15 protein-coding genes are annotated in these 14,823 nt (G+C 72.9%); 4 read left to right on the top strand and 11 right to left on the bottom strand.

What is annotated here, in order from left to right; translation table 11 throughout:
* Positions 1-2: 2 nt before the first annotated feature.
* The 5 genes from JOC24_RS11645 to JOC24_RS11625 form a co-directional block, all read right to left on the bottom strand.
* Positions 3-674 (bottom strand): class F sortase, encoded by a 672-nt coding sequence (locus JOC24_RS11645; RefSeq protein WP_205020144.1) that lies wholly within the window; start codon positions 672-674, stop codon positions 3-5.
* Between the two features lies 1 nt (position 675).
* Positions 676-1,239 (bottom strand): hypothetical protein, encoded by a 564-nt coding sequence (locus JOC24_RS11640; RefSeq protein WP_205020143.1) that lies wholly within the window; start codon positions 1,237-1,239, stop codon positions 676-678.
* Between the two features lie 66 nt (positions 1,240-1,305).
* Positions 1,306-2,100, bottom strand: a complete 795-nt coding sequence (locus JOC24_RS11635) for an HAD-IIA family hydrolase (RefSeq protein ID WP_205020142.1) — start codon at positions 2,098-2,100, stop codon at positions 1,306-1,308.
* 142 nt (positions 2,101-2,242) lie between these two features.
* Positions 2,243-3,112, bottom strand: coding sequence for a hypothetical protein (locus tag JOC24_RS11630; RefSeq protein ID WP_205020141.1), 870 nt, complete (start codon positions 3,110-3,112; stop codon positions 2,243-2,245).
* A gap of 191 nt (positions 3,113-3,303) precedes the next feature.
* Entirely contained in the window at positions 3,304-4,449 is a 1,146-nt protein-coding gene (locus JOC24_RS11625; protein WP_205020451.1) for an ROK family transcriptional regulator, read from the bottom strand.
* A 109-nt stretch (positions 4,450-4,558) separates the two neighbouring features.
* On the opposite strand from JOC24_RS11625, the gene JOC24_RS11620 reads away from it, so the two are divergent.
* Together JOC24_RS11620 and JOC24_RS11615 are read left to right on the top strand one after the other, a co-directional pair.
* A complete protein-coding gene (locus JOC24_RS11620) occupies positions 4,559-5,665 on the top strand; it encodes a Gfo/Idh/MocA family oxidoreductase (protein WP_205020140.1) in 1,107 nt (368 codons plus the stop codon).
* Positions 5,662-6,141 (top strand): heme-degrading domain-containing protein, encoded by a 480-nt coding sequence (locus JOC24_RS11615; RefSeq protein WP_205020139.1) that lies wholly within the window; start codon positions 5,662-5,664, stop codon positions 6,139-6,141. The genes JOC24_RS11620 and JOC24_RS11615 overlap by 4 nt, the downstream gene beginning before the upstream one ends.
* Positions 6,142-6,215: 74 nt before the next feature.
* Here JOC24_RS11615 and JOC24_RS11610 read toward each other — a convergent pair whose 3' ends face one another.
* From JOC24_RS11610 to JOC24_RS11600, 3 genes are all read right to left on the bottom strand, one after another.
* Positions 6,216-7,076, bottom strand: coding sequence for a fumarylacetoacetate hydrolase family protein (locus JOC24_RS11610; protein ID WP_205020138.1), 861 nt, complete (start codon positions 7,074-7,076; stop codon positions 6,216-6,218).
* Positions 7,077-7,226: 150 nt separating this feature from the next.
* Positions 7,227-7,997 (bottom strand): YidC/Oxa1 family membrane protein insertase, encoded by a 771-nt coding sequence (locus JOC24_RS11605; protein WP_205020137.1) that lies wholly within the window; start codon positions 7,995-7,997, stop codon positions 7,227-7,229.
* Between the two features lie 87 nt (positions 7,998-8,084).
* Positions 8,085-8,417, bottom strand: a complete 333-nt coding sequence (locus JOC24_RS11600; protein ID WP_205020136.1) for a DUF6412 domain-containing protein — start codon at positions 8,415-8,417, stop codon at positions 8,085-8,087.
* Positions 8,418-8,680: 263 nt separating this feature from the next.
* Here JOC24_RS11600 and JOC24_RS11595 point away from each other — a divergent pair, with 263 nt between their 5' ends.
* Positions 8,681-9,688 (top strand): SEC-C domain-containing protein, encoded by a 1,008-nt coding sequence (locus JOC24_RS11595; RefSeq protein WP_205020135.1) that lies wholly within the window; start codon positions 8,681-8,683, stop codon positions 9,686-9,688.
* 17 nt (positions 9,689-9,705) lie between these two features.
* Here the strand turns inward: JOC24_RS11595 and JOC24_RS11590 are convergent, their stop codons facing one another.
* The 3 genes from JOC24_RS11590 to JOC24_RS11580 are packed head-to-tail and all read right to left on the bottom strand — an operon-like array spanning position 9,706 to position 14,353.
* The gene (locus tag JOC24_RS11590) at positions 9,706-11,133 is read right to left on the bottom strand and encodes an extracellular solute-binding protein (RefSeq protein WP_205020134.1); all 1,428 of its coding nucleotides are present in this window, start codon (positions 11,131-11,133) and stop codon (positions 9,706-9,708) included.
* Entirely contained in the window at positions 11,130-13,778 is a 2,649-nt protein-coding gene (locus tag JOC24_RS11585; protein WP_307792686.1) for a substrate-binding domain-containing protein, read from the bottom strand. Before JOC24_RS11585 ends, JOC24_RS11590 begins: the two co-directional genes overlap by 4 nt.
* A 59-nt stretch (positions 13,779-13,837) precedes the next feature.
* On the bottom strand, positions 13,838-14,353 hold the full coding sequence (locus JOC24_RS11580) for a hypothetical protein (protein WP_239580310.1): 516 nt from the start codon (positions 14,351-14,353) through the stop codon (positions 13,838-13,840).
* Between the two features lie 237 nt (positions 14,354-14,590).
* On the opposite strand from JOC24_RS11580, the gene JOC24_RS11575 reads away from it, so the two are divergent.
* Positions 14,591-14,815 carry a DUF4287 domain-containing protein gene (locus tag JOC24_RS11575; RefSeq protein ID WP_205020132.1) on the top strand — a complete coding sequence of 75 codons (225 nt, stop codon included), beginning with the start codon at positions 14,591-14,593 and terminating at the stop codon, positions 14,813-14,815.
* The last annotated feature ends 8 nt before the right edge of the window (positions 14,816-14,823 follow it).

The raw sequence follows: 14,823 nt of genomic DNA, 5'->3' as shown, positions 1-14,823 counted from the left end.
CCCTACGTGCTCCTGTCGGCGCTCTTCTCCGCCGTCAGGTACGCGGACACGACGACGTTGGCCGTGTACGCGTGCGACTTCTGGTCGTACGTGCCGCCGCAGGTGATCAGCCGCAGCTCGGCCCGCCCGTCCTCGCGCGGCCCGTACGCCTTCTGTGCGTCGAAGCGTTCCCGGGTGAAGACCTGGACGTCGTCGATGGTGAACTCGGCGACCTTGCCGTCGGACCGGCTCACCCTGATCTTCTCGCCGGGCCTGGCGGCGCTGAGCCCGTAGAACACGGCGGGTTCCGTCTCGGTGTCGACATGGCCGACGAAGAGCGCGGCTCCCTCCGTGCCGGGCTCGGTGCCCTCGGCGTACCAGCCGACGGCGCCCGGTGTCTCGAAGGGCGGGGGCTCGATGGCCCCCTCGTCGTCCAGTCCGCGCCGCACCACGGTCGCGTCGACCCCGGCGGAAGGGAGTTCGACCCGCTGCGGCGCGGCGCCGTCGAGCGGATCGTGGGCCGGGGGCAGCGGTACGCCGAGGGGGCGGCCGACCGCAGCTACGTCACCGGTCGTCGGGGCGGAGTTGCCGGCGGTGGCGGCACGGCCCCACAGCCAGAGGCCCAGCAGCAGGACGGCCCAGGCGACGCCGGTCAGCAGGCGCCCCGTGCCGGCGGAACGGTCCGGGGTGGACACGTCAGTGCTGCGCCGGGCGGCGGCGGCGCGCGCTGCGGAACGCGACGGCGACGGCCGCGACGGCGCCCAGCCCGAGGCCGATCACCGCGTGCCGGGTGCCGGGGCCCTCGTCGGCCGCGGTTTCCTGGGCGAGCACAGCGGTGCCACCGCCGCCGGCCCGTACGGGGGCGACGGGTGAGGGGCGGCCGTGGTGGACGACGGTGACCGTGCCGGTGGCCTTGCCGTGGCCGTCCTTGCAGGTCACCCAGACCTCGTAGTCGTCGGGTGCGGCGTCGGAGCGGATCCGGGCCTCGGCGACGAGCTCCTTGCCGTCCCCCGGCTCGAAGCGCGCTTCGGAGACGAACGCCTCGGAGTTCCCCCGGGCCGACCTGCCCTTGCCGCAGACGTCGACCCGGAGCTCCACCTCCCCGCCGGGGGAGACACGGGACGGACTGACCGAGACCGTTCCTGAACGCTTCTCGTCCCTGGGCTCGTCGGCCGCGGGAGCGGCCAGGGCCGCGGACGCGGGCAGGGCTATCGTCCCGGCCACCAGGGCGGCACAGAAAGTGAGGGGCAGTGAACGCATCGTAAACCTCCTGATGGAAGGTTCACGCGTCAGTTGGCGGCCCGCATCCGCTGTGGCCCGGTCGGGTTACGGGGTGGGCAGGTCTACCAGGTCGACGAGGTCCGCGATGGAGTCGACGACCGTGGAGGGCCGGAAGGGGTAGCGGTCCATGTCGACCTCCGTGGTCAGGCCGGTGAGGACCAGGAAGGTCTGCATGCCCGCCTCCAGGCCGGCGAGCACGTCGGTGTCCATCCGGTCGCCGATCATGGCGGAGGTCTCGGAGTGGGCGCCGATGGCGTTGAGCCCGGTCCGCATCATCAGCGGGTTGGGCTTGCCCGCGAAGTACGGCGCCTTGCCGGTGGCCTTGGTGATCAGCGCGGCGACCGAGCCGGTGGCGGGGAGCGGGCCCTCGGCGGACGGGCCGGTCTCGTCCGGGTTGGTGCAGATGAAGCGGGCGCCGCCGTTGATCAGCCGGATCGCCTTGGTGAGCGCCTCGAAGCTGTATGTGCGGGTTTCCCCCAGGACGACGTAATCGGGCTCGTGGTCGGTGAGGACGTAGCCGATGTCGTGGAGCGCGGTGGTGAGTCCCGCCTCGCCGATCACGTACGCCGTGCCGCGCGGCCGTTGGTCGTCCAGGAACTGGGCGGTGGCCAGGGCGGAGGTCCAGATGTTCTCCACGGGCACGTCCAGCCCCATGCGCTTGAGGCGCGCGTGCAGGTCACGGGCTGTGTAGATGGAGTTGTTCGTGAGGACGAGGAAGGGCAGTCCGGAGTCCCGCAGCCGCTTGATGAAGGCGTCGGCCCCGGGGATCGGCGTGCCCTCGTGGATGAGGACGCCGTCCATGTCGGTCAGCCAGGATTCGATCGGCTTGCGCTCTGCCATGTGACGGGCTCCTGCCGTACGCGCTGTGCACTCGAGGTGCTGGACGCCGGCGGCACCGCGTTGTGCAGCGCCGACGCCCCGATATTAGGCCGCCCCCTCCGCCGGACGGAACCGGCTGATCACGGGGAGCCGCCGTACCGGATCAGCGGCCGGCTCCGCGCAGCCGCCTGGCGTGGACCATGGCGGCGGCTCCGGCGAGGAGGAGTGCCCCGGATGCCAGGCCCGCCCAGCGTGCGTGGGCCCGGCCGGTGCGGGCGAGTTCGCGGCCGCCGTCCGCCTCCGCCGTGCTGCCGGTGTCCTCGGGTGCCTCGATGCCGCCCTCGACGATGACGAAGGAGTAGGCGGCGGATTCACCGACCCAGTCGCCGTCGGCGGCGCTGCCGGCCTGCCCGGCACCGTCCTGGGCGGCGCGGCGCTGGACGATGGCGGCGCGGGCGGTGACCGTCCCCGGCCGGGTGTCGGAGGTGAACGCCATCCGGACCTCGACGGTGACGGTCTTCTTCGCGGGGACGGTGAAGCCGGGGAAGTCGTCGCCCTGCTCCCCGCTGCCGAAGACGCCGATCTGCTCGTCGCGGTCGGTGGACTCCCAGCTCACCCGGTGTTCCTCGTCGGGGTGGGCCCGCTCGGTGAACTGCAGTTGGATCTGTTCGGCCGTGAGCGTCCGGTCCTCGTCGGCGAGCACCAGGACGGGGTGGATGGAGCGGCAGGAGCCGGAGGTGGTGTTGGTGAGGTCGAGGTACCAGGTCCCGTAGCCGCCGCCGGAGGCATAGGTGTCGGGGCCGCCGTGGATCCGGGTCTCGATGGGGAAGTCCTCGCCGTCCGGATCACCGCACGCGGGGAACTCCGGGCCGGCGGCGGTCGCCGCGATGCCGGACACGGCGGGGGCGGTGACCGGGATGGCGATGGCGGCCGGGGCGCCGAGGAGGCCGGCCGGGACGACCAGTCCGGCGGCCAGTCCGAGGCGGGTCAGGGCGCGGCCGTCGCGCAGTCGTGCGGGGGGTCTGGCGGACATGGGGTCACCCTTCGCTGCTCGCGAACGCGGCCGGGGCGAGCGGCCGGGGCGCGGTGCCGTCGGCTGGAGCGGCGACGCCGCCACGCGCGGCCGGCCGTACGGCCGTGGCAGTACGTTTCGGTCGGCGACGCTGCCACGCGCCCGCCGGGGGCCGCCACCCGCCGGCGGTCCGGACCGGCCGTTCGGGCGTCCTAATCCGCCCGATCGGCCTTGTCCGGCGGGCCGGCCGGTGCCCGGCCCCGTTCGCCGCCGTCCTCGCCCGCCCGGCCGAAGAGCGGGGCGAGGACCAGTTGGGCCGCCCCCTCGGCGACGGGGCGGTCGCCGCCGCCGGCCACGGTGACGGGTACGGATGCGGTGACGCCCTCCCGGCGGGCGCGCTCCTCGATGACGGCCCGGACGCCGCGCACATAGGCGCCCTCGTGGGCGGCGACGGTACGGCCGCCGAGGACGACCCGGTCGATGTCGAGCAGCCCGACGAGGTTGGCGGCACCCGCACCGAGGATCCTGGCCGCCTCGGGGATGTCGCCGCGGGCGACGGCGGTCAGGCAGAGCGCCTCGATGCAGCCGCGCCCGCCGCAGTCGCACGGGGGGCCGTCCAACTGGAGGGTCTGGTGGCCGAACTCTCCGGCGCCGGTCCGGGCCCCGCGGTGCAGGACCCCTCCGAGGACGAGCCCGGCGCCGAGGCCGGTGCCCAGGTGGAGGTAGACGAAGTCGGCCCCGGCGCGTTCCCGCAGGGCGAGGCCGAGGGCGGCGGCGTTGGTGTCCTTGTCCACGACGACCGGCAGCCCGGTGCGCTCGGCGAGGGCGTCGCGCAGCGGGTAGCCGTCCCAGCGGGGGAAGCCGGTGACCCGGTGCAGCACACCGCTGCGGTGGTCGAGCGGGCCGGGCAGGGCGGCGCCCACGCCGAAGACCTGCCTGGCCGCGGCCAGGGGGGTCTCGGGTGCGTCCGCCCGTACCGTCCGCACCGCGTGGGCGGCGGTGGCGAGGACCTCGGCGGCCGGGGCCCCGAGGTCGAGCGGGAAGGTGCGGGTCGCGACCGTGGTGCCGGCGAGATCGGCCAGGACGGCCGTGAGTTCATCACGGTCCAGGTGGAGCCCGACGGCGTATCCGGCGTCCGGGACCAGCCGCAGAACGGTGCGGGGCTTGCCGCCGGTGGAGGCCAGCCGGCCGGCCTCGGCGGCGAGGCCCTCCGTGCGGAGCCTGGCGGTGATCTTGCTGACGGCCTGCGGGGTGAGCCCCGTGCGCTCGGCGAGTTCCAGCCGGCTGATGCCCTGCTCACCGGCCACGCGGAGCAGGTCGAGGACGAGCGACGCGTTGTGGTGGCGCAGGGTCGGCATGTTGGCCCCGCCGCTCCTGCTGCCGCTCCTGTTCACCTGCTGCTCCTGTTCACGCCTCCATTGTCCCCATCGCTTGCACTTTGGCAACAGCGTTGCTTAAGTGGTTCGCATGACTGCCAACGCTCCTCTCCGCGTCGGGCTCGTCGGCTACGGCCTGGCGGGTTCCGTCTTCCACGCCCCGCTGGTATCCGCGACCGAGGGCCTCGTCCTCGACACGGTCGTCACGTCGAACGCGGAGCGTCGGGCGCAGGCCCGCGCGGAGTTCCCCGGCGTGCGGGTCGCGGCCTCGCCGGACGAGCTGTGGCCGCGCGCGGACGAGCTGGACCTCGTCGTGATCGCCTCGCCGAACAAGACCCATGTCCCGCTCGCGAGGGCGGCCCTGGAGGCGGGGCTGCCGGTGGTGGTGGACAAGCCGCTCGCCGGTACGGCCGCCGAGGCCCGAGAGCTGGCAGCGCTGGCCGCGGAGCGGGGGCTGCTGCTCTCCGTGTTCCAGAACCGCCGCTGGGACAACGACTTCCTCACGCTCGCCGGGCTGATCGAGGACGGTGAGCTCGGTGAGGTGCAGCGTTTCGAGTCCCGCTTCGAGCGGTGGCGTCCGCAGCTGAAGGGCGGCTGGCGCGAGTCGGGTGACCCGGAGGAGATCGGCGGGCTGCTGTTCGACCTGGGAAGCCATGTCGTCGACCAGGCGCTCACCCTGTTCGGGCCCGCGGTGCAGGTGTACGCGGAGTCCGACGTACGCCGCCCGGGCGCGGCGGCCGACGACGACACGTTCATCGCGGTCACCCACGCCAACGGGGTGCGCTCGCATCTGTACGCGAGCGCCACAACGGCGCAGCTCGGCCCGCGTTTCCGGGTACTCGGTTCGAAGGCGGGCTACGTGAAGTACGGCCTGGACCCGCAGGAGGCCGCCCTGCGTGACGGGGCGCGCCCGACGGCGGGCGAGCCGTGGGGCGTGGAGCCGGAGGAGCTGTGGGGCAGGGTCGGTTCCGGGGAGTCCCCGCTGACCGGCGGCGGCGACCCGGTCCGTACGCTCCCGGGCGACTATCCCGCCTACTACGCCGCCGTGGCCGCCGCGCTGCGCGGCGAGGGCGGCAACCCGGTGACGGCGGCGCAGGCCGCCGCCGCGCTGGACGTCCTGGAAGCGGCGCGGCGCTCGGCCCGCGAGGGCGTGTCAGTGACCCTTCTTCCCCACCACGACGAGGAGCAGCACGCATGAGCCCCGACGCTCCGACCATCTCCGAGCTGATCGCGCAGGAGCGGCGTCTGACGCTGCCGCGTTTCGGCTACGACGACGCGTACGCGCTGGGCGGCCTGCTGGTCGCGCTGGCCCGTGAACGGCACGCACCGGTCGCGATCGACATCCGGCGGGGCGGCCAGCAGCTGTTCCACGCGGCGCTGCCGGGTTCGAGCGCGGACAACGACGCCTGGATCGACCGTAAGCGGAAGGTGGTGGAGCGGTACGGGGAGAGCTCCTACCTGGTCGGTACGCGCTTCCGGGCGAAGGGCACCACGTTCGAGCAGTCCTCGCGGCTGGACCCGGACACGTACGCCGCGCACGGCGGCTCGTTCCCCATCGCCGTGGAGGGTGCCGGAGTGATCGGCTCGGTGACGGTCTCGGGGCTGCCGCAGGCCGAGGACCACGCACTGGTGGTGGAGGCGCTGGAGCAGTTCACCTCGCGCCCCCGGGACTGAGGTCCGGTGTACCGCGAACGGCCGCCGGGGTGCCCCGGCGGCCGTTCGCGCGTGCGCGCCCTCGGGGGCGTGCTCTACGCGTCCTTGAGTTCCTGGCGCTGGCGCCCCAGCCCCTCCACTTCCAGTTCCACCACGTCTCCGGCCCGGAGGTACGGCTTCGGCTCGGGCCGGCCCATGGCCACCCCGGCCGGGGTACCCGTGTTGATGATGTCGCCCGGGTAGAGCGTCATGAAGTGGCTCAGGTAGCGCACGACCTCGCCGACCGGGAAGATCTGGTCGGCCGTCGTGCCGTCCTGCTTCAGTTCCCCGTTGACCCACAGCCTCAGGGGCAGCGCCTGTGGGTCGGGCACCTCGTCCGCCGTGACGAGCCAGGGCCCCAGCGGGTTGAACGTCTCGCAGTTCTTGCCCTTGTCCCAGGTGCCGCCGCGCTCGATCTGGAATTCCCGCTCGGAGACGTCGTGCGCGGTCGCGTATCCGGCGACGTGCCCGATCGCCTGCTCGGCGGTGTCCAGGTAGCGGGCGGTACGGCCGATCACGACGGCGAGCTCGACCTCCCAGTCGGTCTTCCGGCTGCCGCGCGGCACGAGGACCGTGTCCTCGGGCCCCACGACGGTGTCGGGGGCCTTGAAGAACAGGATCGGCTCGTCCGGGATCGCGGCCCCGGTCTCGGCGGCGTGGTCGTGGTAGTTCAGCCCGATGCACACGATCTTGCCGATCCGCCCGACGGGCGGCCCGATCCGGAGGCCGTTCGCGTCGAGCGGAGGCAGGACGTCGGGCGTCTGTGCCGCCTCGCGCACGCGGGCCAGCGCCGAGGCGTCGGCGAGGAGCTCGCCGTCGATGTCGGTGACGAGGCCCGAAAGGTCACGCAAGGTCCCGTTACGGTCAAGGAGTGCGGGGCGTTCCGAGCCCGCCGTACCCACACGAAGAAGCTTCAACGGTCCATCTCTCCTTGGTCGAGATCGAGCCCGTCGGTGGGTTGCGGCCAGCGAAAGGCTTGGTCGATCCTCCAAGACATCGGATCACTCCGCAAGACCCTGTTCACACACTGGACCCGAGGACCTGTTCACCTGGCCGCATCGCGCCGCTCAGACCGCGGGGGCGACGGCCGCCTCGGTCGCCGGGGTCCCGCGGTAGAGGTACGCGCGCTCGCCGGCCGTCCAGGTGGTGCTCGTGACGATGTACAGGGCCGCGGCGAGCGGCACGAAGGCCACGGAGAAGAGCGTGAGGAAGGACATCAGCGGCATGACCTTCGTCATCGCGCCCATGCCCGGCACGGGCTGTCCGTCCGGGCCGGTGGCCGGCGTGACCGGGTTCGCGGCCATCTGCCTCTTGGTGCGGCCGTAGTTGAAGGTCGCGACGGCGGCGACGATCACGAAGAGCGCGGCGTAGACGAGTCCCTGCTCGCCGAAGGGGCCGCCGTCGGCCAGCGCGTCGTGCCAGCGCTCGCCGAGCGGGGCGCCGAAGAGCTCGTGGCCGAGCAGCGAGTTCGGGTCGCCGCCGATCCGCCGGCTGGAGAAGAGGTGGTAGAGCAGGAAGAAGGCGGGCATCTGGAGCAGGCTCGGCAGGCAGCCGGAGAGGGGTGAGACCTTCTCCTGCGCGTGGAGCTCCATGAGCGCCTTCTGCATCCGGTCGGGGTTCTTGGCGTGCTTCTTGCGCAGTTCGGCGATCTGCGGCTGGAGCTTGGTGCGGGCCTTCTGCCCGCGTGCCGCCGCCCGCGAGAGGGGGTGGACGGCGAGGCGCACGAGGGCGGTGAAGAGGACGATCGCGGCGGCGGTGGACGCGTTCTGGAAGAGGGGCTGGAGCAGGTCGGCGAACGCGCCGACCAGGCTCGCGAAAGCGGACATGAATGCGGACATGGGTGAGCCCTCCGGGGGGTCTCGTCGTGCCGGGGAGTGGAACTCGGCAGGACGGCCCGCGCGGAAGGGTCGTGGAAGGTGCGCCCTCTACGCGGCCGTCAGGAGGGCGGTCCCGGGCGCTCGGGGCCTGGTGCGGCCCCGGGCGTCGGGGTCCCGTTGCGGGAGGAACGCGGTGCGCTTCTCCCGGTCGCGCATGGCGGTGCGCACTCTCGTACGGGGTACGGGGGCGGCGCAGCGGGCGCTGATCACGGAGCAGAGGAGGAGCGTCGAGCCGGCGGCCGCGGTGGCGGCGAGGGCGACGGCGGCGGAGAGGCTGCCGTCCTCGGCGAGGAGGACCTCGGTGAGGAACAGGACGACGAGGGCGGCGGAGCGGAAGAGGCGGACGACCGCGCGGCGCACACGGTTCATGTCGTCGTTCATCGGCCCTCCCCCTTCGTTCCGCGTCGTTTCGCGCTCGGTCGTGTCCTTCAGCCGTTATACACGATCGGCCTCCGGCGACCGGCGGAGCCGGCGGGCGGCTCACGGCCGCCGGGCCCCTCCCCCTGCGGGCCGCTTCCCGGCAGGTCTTCCCGCGGAGGCGTTCCGGCCGGGCGCCGAGTGTTCTTCCCTCCGCCCTGTGGCCTTCATCAGCACTCCGGCACGCACCCTCTCACCTCACGCCCGTCCCGCAGTACCGTGTGGCCATGCGCCCCGACACGCCTGCAGACCACACCACCGAAGCCGAGCGCCTGCTGCGCACCGCGGCGCAGTATCCCGAGGACCGCGAGCCGCTGTTCCTCCAGGCCGCGGCCCATCTGGAGCTCGCCGGTGAGCGCGCCCGCGCGACCACCCTCTACGACGAACTGCTCGTTTCCACCGACATCACCATCGAGCACCCGCACCTGGTCAAAGCACTCAAGGCATCCAACCTCTGGGAGTACGGCCACGAGGCGGAGGCCCGCGCGATCATCGACGGCATCCGTACCGCCGGCCCGCTCGACGCGGCACCGTGGGAGATCGCCGCGGAGACGCTCGAAGCTCACGACGAGCTGGAGGCGGCCCACGACTTCTTCTCGACCGCGCTGACGCTGCTCCTCGCCCCGGGCGAGGAAGTCCCGTACGCCACCCAGTCGCTGCTGGTCGGGCGGCACCGGGTGCGCAGGCTGATGGGTGTCGCCCATGACGCGTGGGACGAGCTGACCGACGCGCTGCACACGGCCGCCGTCCCTCTCGACGAGCTGCACGACCCCAAGCGTCTGTGGGCCCTCGGCTCCTCGGACCCGGGCGAGCTGCGGGCGGAGATCAACCGGCTCCGCGCCGAGCTGGGCACCTACCGCAGTGCCTTGTCCCGCCCGTTCCCCGTCGCGGTGCTGCACTGGCCGGGGGACGAGCTGCGCGAACTCCTCAGCGCCTACCCGGAGCTGGCCCAGGAGTACGTCTCGCACGAGGACCACCTGGCGCGCCTGGAGGCGGCGTTGCGGGATCTGCATGCCACGGGCACGCCGAATCTCGGCATCGTGACGGGCACGGTCCCCTCCTACGAGGCGTTCGCCGCGTCGGAGGCCGCGTCCCCGTCCGACCCCGACCTGCTCCCCCAGTACGCCACGACGCTGGCGGCCCGCGGCCGCGCCGTCCCGTGGCCCCCGGCGCGCAGCGCGGCGTGCTGGTGCGGCTCGGGTCGTTCGTACCGCGAGTGCCACGGGGCTGCCTGAGGGGCGGCCCGCGCCGGTCACCTGCCCGCGAACACCTCCCGCAGCGCCGTGTCGAGCTTCTCTGCGGCTTCTGCGGTGTCGGGCCGCTTCGCCGTCAGCAGCGCGTACACATGGGACTGCAGCACCTGTGTGAACGCGCCGTAGTACGGGGTGCGCGGCCGCTGCACCGCTTCGGTCAGCGCCGCGCCCAGGATCCGGATGTACACGGCACGAGCCTTCGGCCCCTGCCCCTCCGGTGCGCCCTCCCCCTTGGCCGCCTTCGGCGCGTCACCGGCGGGCCGGAGCGCGGCGGCGACACGGGGCCAGCACGGCTTCGCGGTGCTGCCGTACACGGAGGCCCGGGTCGCCGCGAAGCCCGCGTCGAGCAGGCAGCGCTCACTCTCCCGTGAGGTCAGGAAGGTGATGAGCGCACGGGCGCCGTCGGCGTGGGCGGAGCCGGCGGTGACGGCGAGGTTCTGTCCGCCGAGCACGGCCTTCCCCGGCAGCCGGTTCACCGCATACGGTTTCGAGCCCATGAGGCTGTCCAAGGCCCCGTAGGCGTAGGGCCAGTGCCGCAGGAAGACGGCGCGGCCCTCGGCGAAGTCGGCGAGGGAGGCCGTCTCGTCGGAGGTGATCGCGGCGGGCTGGACGCGCCCCTGGTCGACGCGGTCCAGGAGCTCGTCGAGCCCTTCCTTCAGCTCTCCGGCGTCGGAGCTGTACTTCCCCTGGCCGTCGGTGAGCTCGACACCCGCGTCGGCGAACGCCTCGACGGTGTTGACGGTCAGCCCCTCGTACTGCTTCAGCTGTGTGGTCCAGCCCGCCAGGTCGTCGTGCCGGACCGGGTTCAGCCCGAGGGTGTTGACGGAGGAGTAGAGCTGGTCCCACGTCCAGTTGGCGTTGGGCTGCCTGTCCACCTCGATGTCGGCTTCCGTCAGCAGGTCGGGCCGGTAGTAGAGGAGCCCCACGTCGGTGTTGAACGGCCGGGCGTACGAGCGGTCCTTCCAGACGGTGGTGTCGTGGACCCGCCGGATGAAGTCGGCGTCGTCGGCGGCACCGGTCTCAGCCACCGGCATCGGGCTGATGAGTCCGGCCTCGGCGAACTCGGGGATCCAGGTGATGTCGAGGTTCACCACGTCGTAGCGGGCGCTGCCGGACTGCAGGGCACCGAGGAGCTGGCTGCGCTGCTGGTCGGCGCCGCCGGGCAGCTCGACGAGCTTGGCCTGCAGCGCCTTCGACCCGGCGTGCAGGCGGTTCCACTCCTCGATGAGTTGCTGCCGCACGCTTCCGGAGCCGGTGACGTCGAGCCCGCTGGCGACGACGATGGGCCCCGGGTCCTTCTCCTCGCCGGACTGCCGGGTGTCCTCGGGCCCTCCCGTGCAGGCGGCGGAGACGAGCGCGAGCAGGCAGCCGAGGGTGACGGTGCTCCTCGCCCGGCGGCGGCCGGTGTGACGCACGCCGTGGCTCATTCCGCGTCCCCCGTCCCGGTCCTGGCGACCTCCGCCGTCAGTTCGGCCGCGACGTCGTCGCCGGGGTCCAGGCAGCGTCCGCCGCTCGCCTCGGCGAGCCGGTCGCCGAACCGGCCGGGCGTGCACGCGCCGTTCCGCAGCGCGACCGTCACGATCCTCACGAGCGGCGCCCTGCCCGCCTCCGCGACCAGTTCCCTCTGCTCCTGTGCCGTGACGGCCTCGAAGTCCTCGCCATCGGTGACCAGGACGAGGAGCTGCGGCTGCTCCGCGTCGCCGAGGCCCCCGCGCAGGGTCTCGAGCCCCTCGCGCAGTCCCGCCGCGATGCGGGCGTCGAAAGCGGCGGTCTTCGCGCCGACGACCGTCCTCTGCGCCGCAGCCCTGCTGCTCTGCCCGAACTTGACGAGATCCACGGCCGGTTCGTCCTTGTCGACGGCCGTCGTCCGGACCCCGAACGAGTCCTTGGCACCCAGGGAGGTCATCGAGCGGGCGACCAGTTCCTTGGCGCCACCGGTGCCGCCCCAGACCCGCTTGGCCTCCGTCGAGGTCGAGTTGTCGAGCAGGTACAGGACCCGGCCGGCGCCGAGCGCCCCCCGGTAGCGGCTCAGTGTGTCGCTCAACGACGCGGCCGTGCCGGCGCCCTCGCCGGTCGCCGGAATCTGCTCGCGCACGGCCGTCGCGTTGTCCTCGGACCGCAGCACGGAGTCGTCCTCGGGCGGGGCCGGGTCACCCTTGTCGACACCGCGGAAACCGTCGTCCGTGAAGCGCTTCTGCGCGTCCGGGTCCGTGACCAGCCACCGGTAGAAGTCCTCGACGGCCTCCTTGCGCACATCGGCGTCCCGGTCGGCCCCGGCCCATGTGACCCGGACGAAGGGAAGGTCCAGCATCGGCACGTCGGAGGGGTAGTGGGCCACACGGTGCTTCAGCGCCTCCGTCGCGCAGTCCGGACGGCCGGCCACCCCCGCCGACAGGTTGAACAGCGCCAGGGTCTGCTCCGGCACGAGGACCGCCGCCTGGTCCTCCACGTCGTCGCCGGGCCGGCCGTCGGCCAGTGCGCACATCAGTTCCCGCGCGGTGGAGGGCATGGGCCGCAGTGCCTTGGCGATGCCCTGTTCGACCGCGGACTCGCGCCCGGAGCCGGAGGCTGCGTACAGCGCGTCGGTCGCCAGGAGGGCGCCTTCGGTGCCCTCGGGGTCGGGTCGCAGGATCACGACCTCCTGGGCGTCCTTGAGCGCGGACACGATCGCGTCGAGCGGGTCGTCGGTCTGCAGGGCCTGTGGCAGGCGCATGGTGTCCGGCACGCCGAGGACCATCGGTGTGTAGGCGATGGAACCCAGCCGGTCGAGGTCCACGACGCTCTTGCCCACCTCTGCGGCGGGCTCCTCCTCGGCGGGCTCCTGCGTCCCGGCCGCGGCGGAGGCGGTGCCGCCGCCCGCCCCGCCGGCCGTCGCCCGCTGCCACGCGCTGCCGGCAGCCGGGATCCAGATGTCCGGCTGGGCGCCCACGTTCCGCTGGGGCCGCAGGCAGTCGCCCGAGGCCGGGCAGGAGGCCGGCGGTTCCTGCCAGAGCGAGGAGGACCGGAAGGCCGCCACGGCGTCGGTGGCCTTGGCGTCGTACACGTTGATGCTGACGGTCCGGCAGCGGTCGCCGTCCCGCTTGGGGTAGGCGTCCGCGGCCTTCTGGACGGTGGGCCGCAGGTCGGGGTCCGTGAGTACGCGCAGTTCCAGGGGCGATCCGCAGCCGCCCGGGGGCGGGCCGAGGAGGTACCACGCACCGACCCCGGCGAGTGCGACGACACCGGCCAGGACGAGGGCGGTCGTGCGCGTCATTCGGCGGGCCAGGGCGGGGAGCAGACGACGCGGGGACAGCGCAGCGGACAGTCGCGCCACCGACTTCCCGATCACCGTCCACCAGTCGTCCTGCGGGAGCTGCTCGGTCACGCCCGCCGACGCCGCGAGCACCACGTCGTCGCCGTGACGCCGCTCGTCCGGGACCCACGGATGACCGTCGACGGCCTTGAGCGGGGCCATCGCCGCGCGTATCCCGGTGACGATCCGGGTGAAGGTGACCGGCTCCCCCACCCCCGTGGTCAGCAGACGGTGCAGGGCGGCCGTGAACTCCGTGCCGGCGCCGGCATCACCGGGCGGGATCTCCACGCCCGGCTCCGCCGCGGTGAGCAGGGCGAAGTTCTGTCCGCCGAGGGGGTTGAAAGCCCCGAGGGCGTTACCGGCGAAGCAGCAGTCCAGGATGACGACGACCCAGTCGGCGCGGGCGTAGCGCAGCTCCGGCATGATGTCGTCACGCCAGGACAGTGTGTCCACGAACGGGTGCTGCCGGTCCCTGGTCACCCGCGACTCGGTGAACATCAGGTTGAGGTCGCTGCCGTCGGGGCGCACGATGCCGTGCCCGGCGAAGTAGACGATCAGCAGCCCGGTCACCTCGTCGCGGGCGGCGGTCAGCGCCTCACGCACCCGGAGCGGATCGACGGAGGCCGCCGAGCCGCCGCCCGCGGGTATCACGACGAGATCCTCCGAGCCGAGCACTCCGCTGCCTTCGGCGGTCAGGGCATCGCGCATGAGTCGGAGGTTCGTGGCAACGGCCGGAAGGTCGTTGCGAGCGCCTTTGTAGCGCTCCACCCCGATGAGCACCGCTCTGTGCTGCTTCGCCCTGTTCCCCTCGCCGCGCGCGTCGTACGGCGGCACAGCTGCTAGACCTCTCCGGGCTCGTCGCCACCGCGCGTCGGATTGCGCCCACCGGGCTCGGGTGGCCCGGCGTCGGGGCCGGCGGCTCGGCCCGTGTCCGGCCCGACGCCGGGATCGGTGTCGGTGTCACGGCTCAGGTCGGAGCCCGGTCCCTGGGCCGGCCCGTCGAGGGTGACGCGCGGCGTCTCCTCCGGGTCGGCGAACCGGCGCCGGTTGCGCAGCCAGGTCTCCACGGACCGCCAGGCGTTCTCGGACACGGAGCGCGCCACCTCGACGGACACGACGAGGATGATGTCCTGGATCAGCTCCCCGCTCATCGTCTCGGTCTGGGTGAGCGAGTCCTCGCGCTTCAGCGTGAGTTCGCCCCGTTCCAGGGCGCCTTCGAGGACCGACGCGTTCGCCAGCCAGGTGTGCAGGGCTTCGAGGTCGTCGCGCCGCGTGTGCGTCCCGCCGAGGCTGATCCGTAACTCGGTCTTCCCCTGCCCCTGCTCCCGCACGCCGGTGTTGGTCCCGTCCGCCATAACCGCCCCCATCAGCCCCGCAGACACCGTCACCCTCACCCCGCAGGGGGTGGGCCACTGAACGCGCAAGTATTTCACGCCAGTTGACGCGGGTCACCTCTTTGCACCGTTTCACCTGCGAGCTGTTGCACACCCACCGATCACTTTCGCGGCGGCCGGGAGTCATACAGTCCGAGAGCCCCACGGCCACCCGTGGGCCGACCACGACGGACTCACCGACGGACAGGACGGACGGACATGGCTGAAGCTGCGAAGGGCCCCGCGAGCTACTTCCCCTCGATCGAGAAGAAGCACGGCCGGCCGATCGCGGAGTGGAAGGGCCTCATCCGCTCCTCACCGCTGACCAGACACATGGAGATCGTCTCCTGGCTGAAGACCGAGCACGGGCTGGGCCACGGTCACGCCAACGCCCTGGTCGCGCACACACTCGCCGAGGACGAGGAGACGAAGGGGAGCGAGTAGGACCCGCG

It is taken from the genome of Streptomyces sp. HB132 (genome assembly GCF_016909575.1).
Classification (GTDB): Bacteria; Actinomycetota; Actinomycetes; order Streptomycetales; family Streptomycetaceae; genus Streptomyces.
The sequence above is the reverse complement of the archived record's forward strand: the minus strand, read 5'-3'. Positions and strand labels throughout refer to the sequence as shown.

Excerpts from the sequence above, each read along its gene's own strand:
- JOC24_RS11640 (WP_205020143.1), bottom strand. The coding sequence starts at position 1,239 with ATGCGTTCACTGCCCCTCACTTTCTGTGCCGCCCTGGTGGCCGGGACG.
- JOC24_RS11635 (WP_205020142.1), bottom strand. The coding sequence starts at position 2,100 with ATGGCAGAGCGCAAGCCGATCGAATCCTGGCTGACCGACATGGACGGC.
- JOC24_RS11630 (WP_205020141.1), bottom strand. The coding sequence starts at position 3,112 with ATGTCCGCCAGACCCCCCGCACGACTGCGCGACGGCCGCGCCCTGACC.
- JOC24_RS11625 (WP_205020451.1), bottom strand. The coding sequence starts at position 4,449 with ATGCCGACCCTGCGCCACCACAACGCGTCGCTCGTCCTCGACCTGCTC.
- JOC24_RS11620 (WP_205020140.1), top strand. The coding sequence starts at position 4,559 with ATGACTGCCAACGCTCCTCTCCGCGTCGGGCTCGTCGGCTACGGCCTG.
- JOC24_RS11615 (WP_205020139.1), top strand. The coding sequence starts at position 5,662 with ATGAGCCCCGACGCTCCGACCATCTCCGAGCTGATCGCGCAGGAGCGG.
- JOC24_RS11605 (WP_205020137.1), bottom strand. The coding sequence starts at position 7,997 with ATGTCCGCATTCATGTCCGCTTTCGCGAGCCTGGTCGGCGCGTTCGCC.
- JOC24_RS11600 (WP_205020136.1), bottom strand. The coding sequence starts at position 8,417 with ATGAACGACGACATGAACCGTGTGCGCCGCGCGGTCGTCCGCCTCTTC.
- JOC24_RS11595 (WP_205020135.1), top strand. The coding sequence starts at position 8,681 with ATGCGCCCCGACACGCCTGCAGACCACACCACCGAAGCCGAGCGCCTG.
- JOC24_RS11590 (WP_205020134.1), bottom strand. The coding sequence starts at position 11,133 with ATGAGCCACGGCGTGCGTCACACCGGCCGCCGCCGGGCGAGGAGCACC.
- JOC24_RS11580 (WP_239580310.1), bottom strand. The coding sequence starts at position 14,353 with ATGGCGGACGGGACCAACACCGGCGTGCGGGAGCAGGGGCAGGGGAAG.
- JOC24_RS11575 (WP_205020132.1), top strand. The coding sequence starts at position 14,591 with ATGGCTGAAGCTGCGAAGGGCCCCGCGAGCTACTTCCCCTCGATCGAG.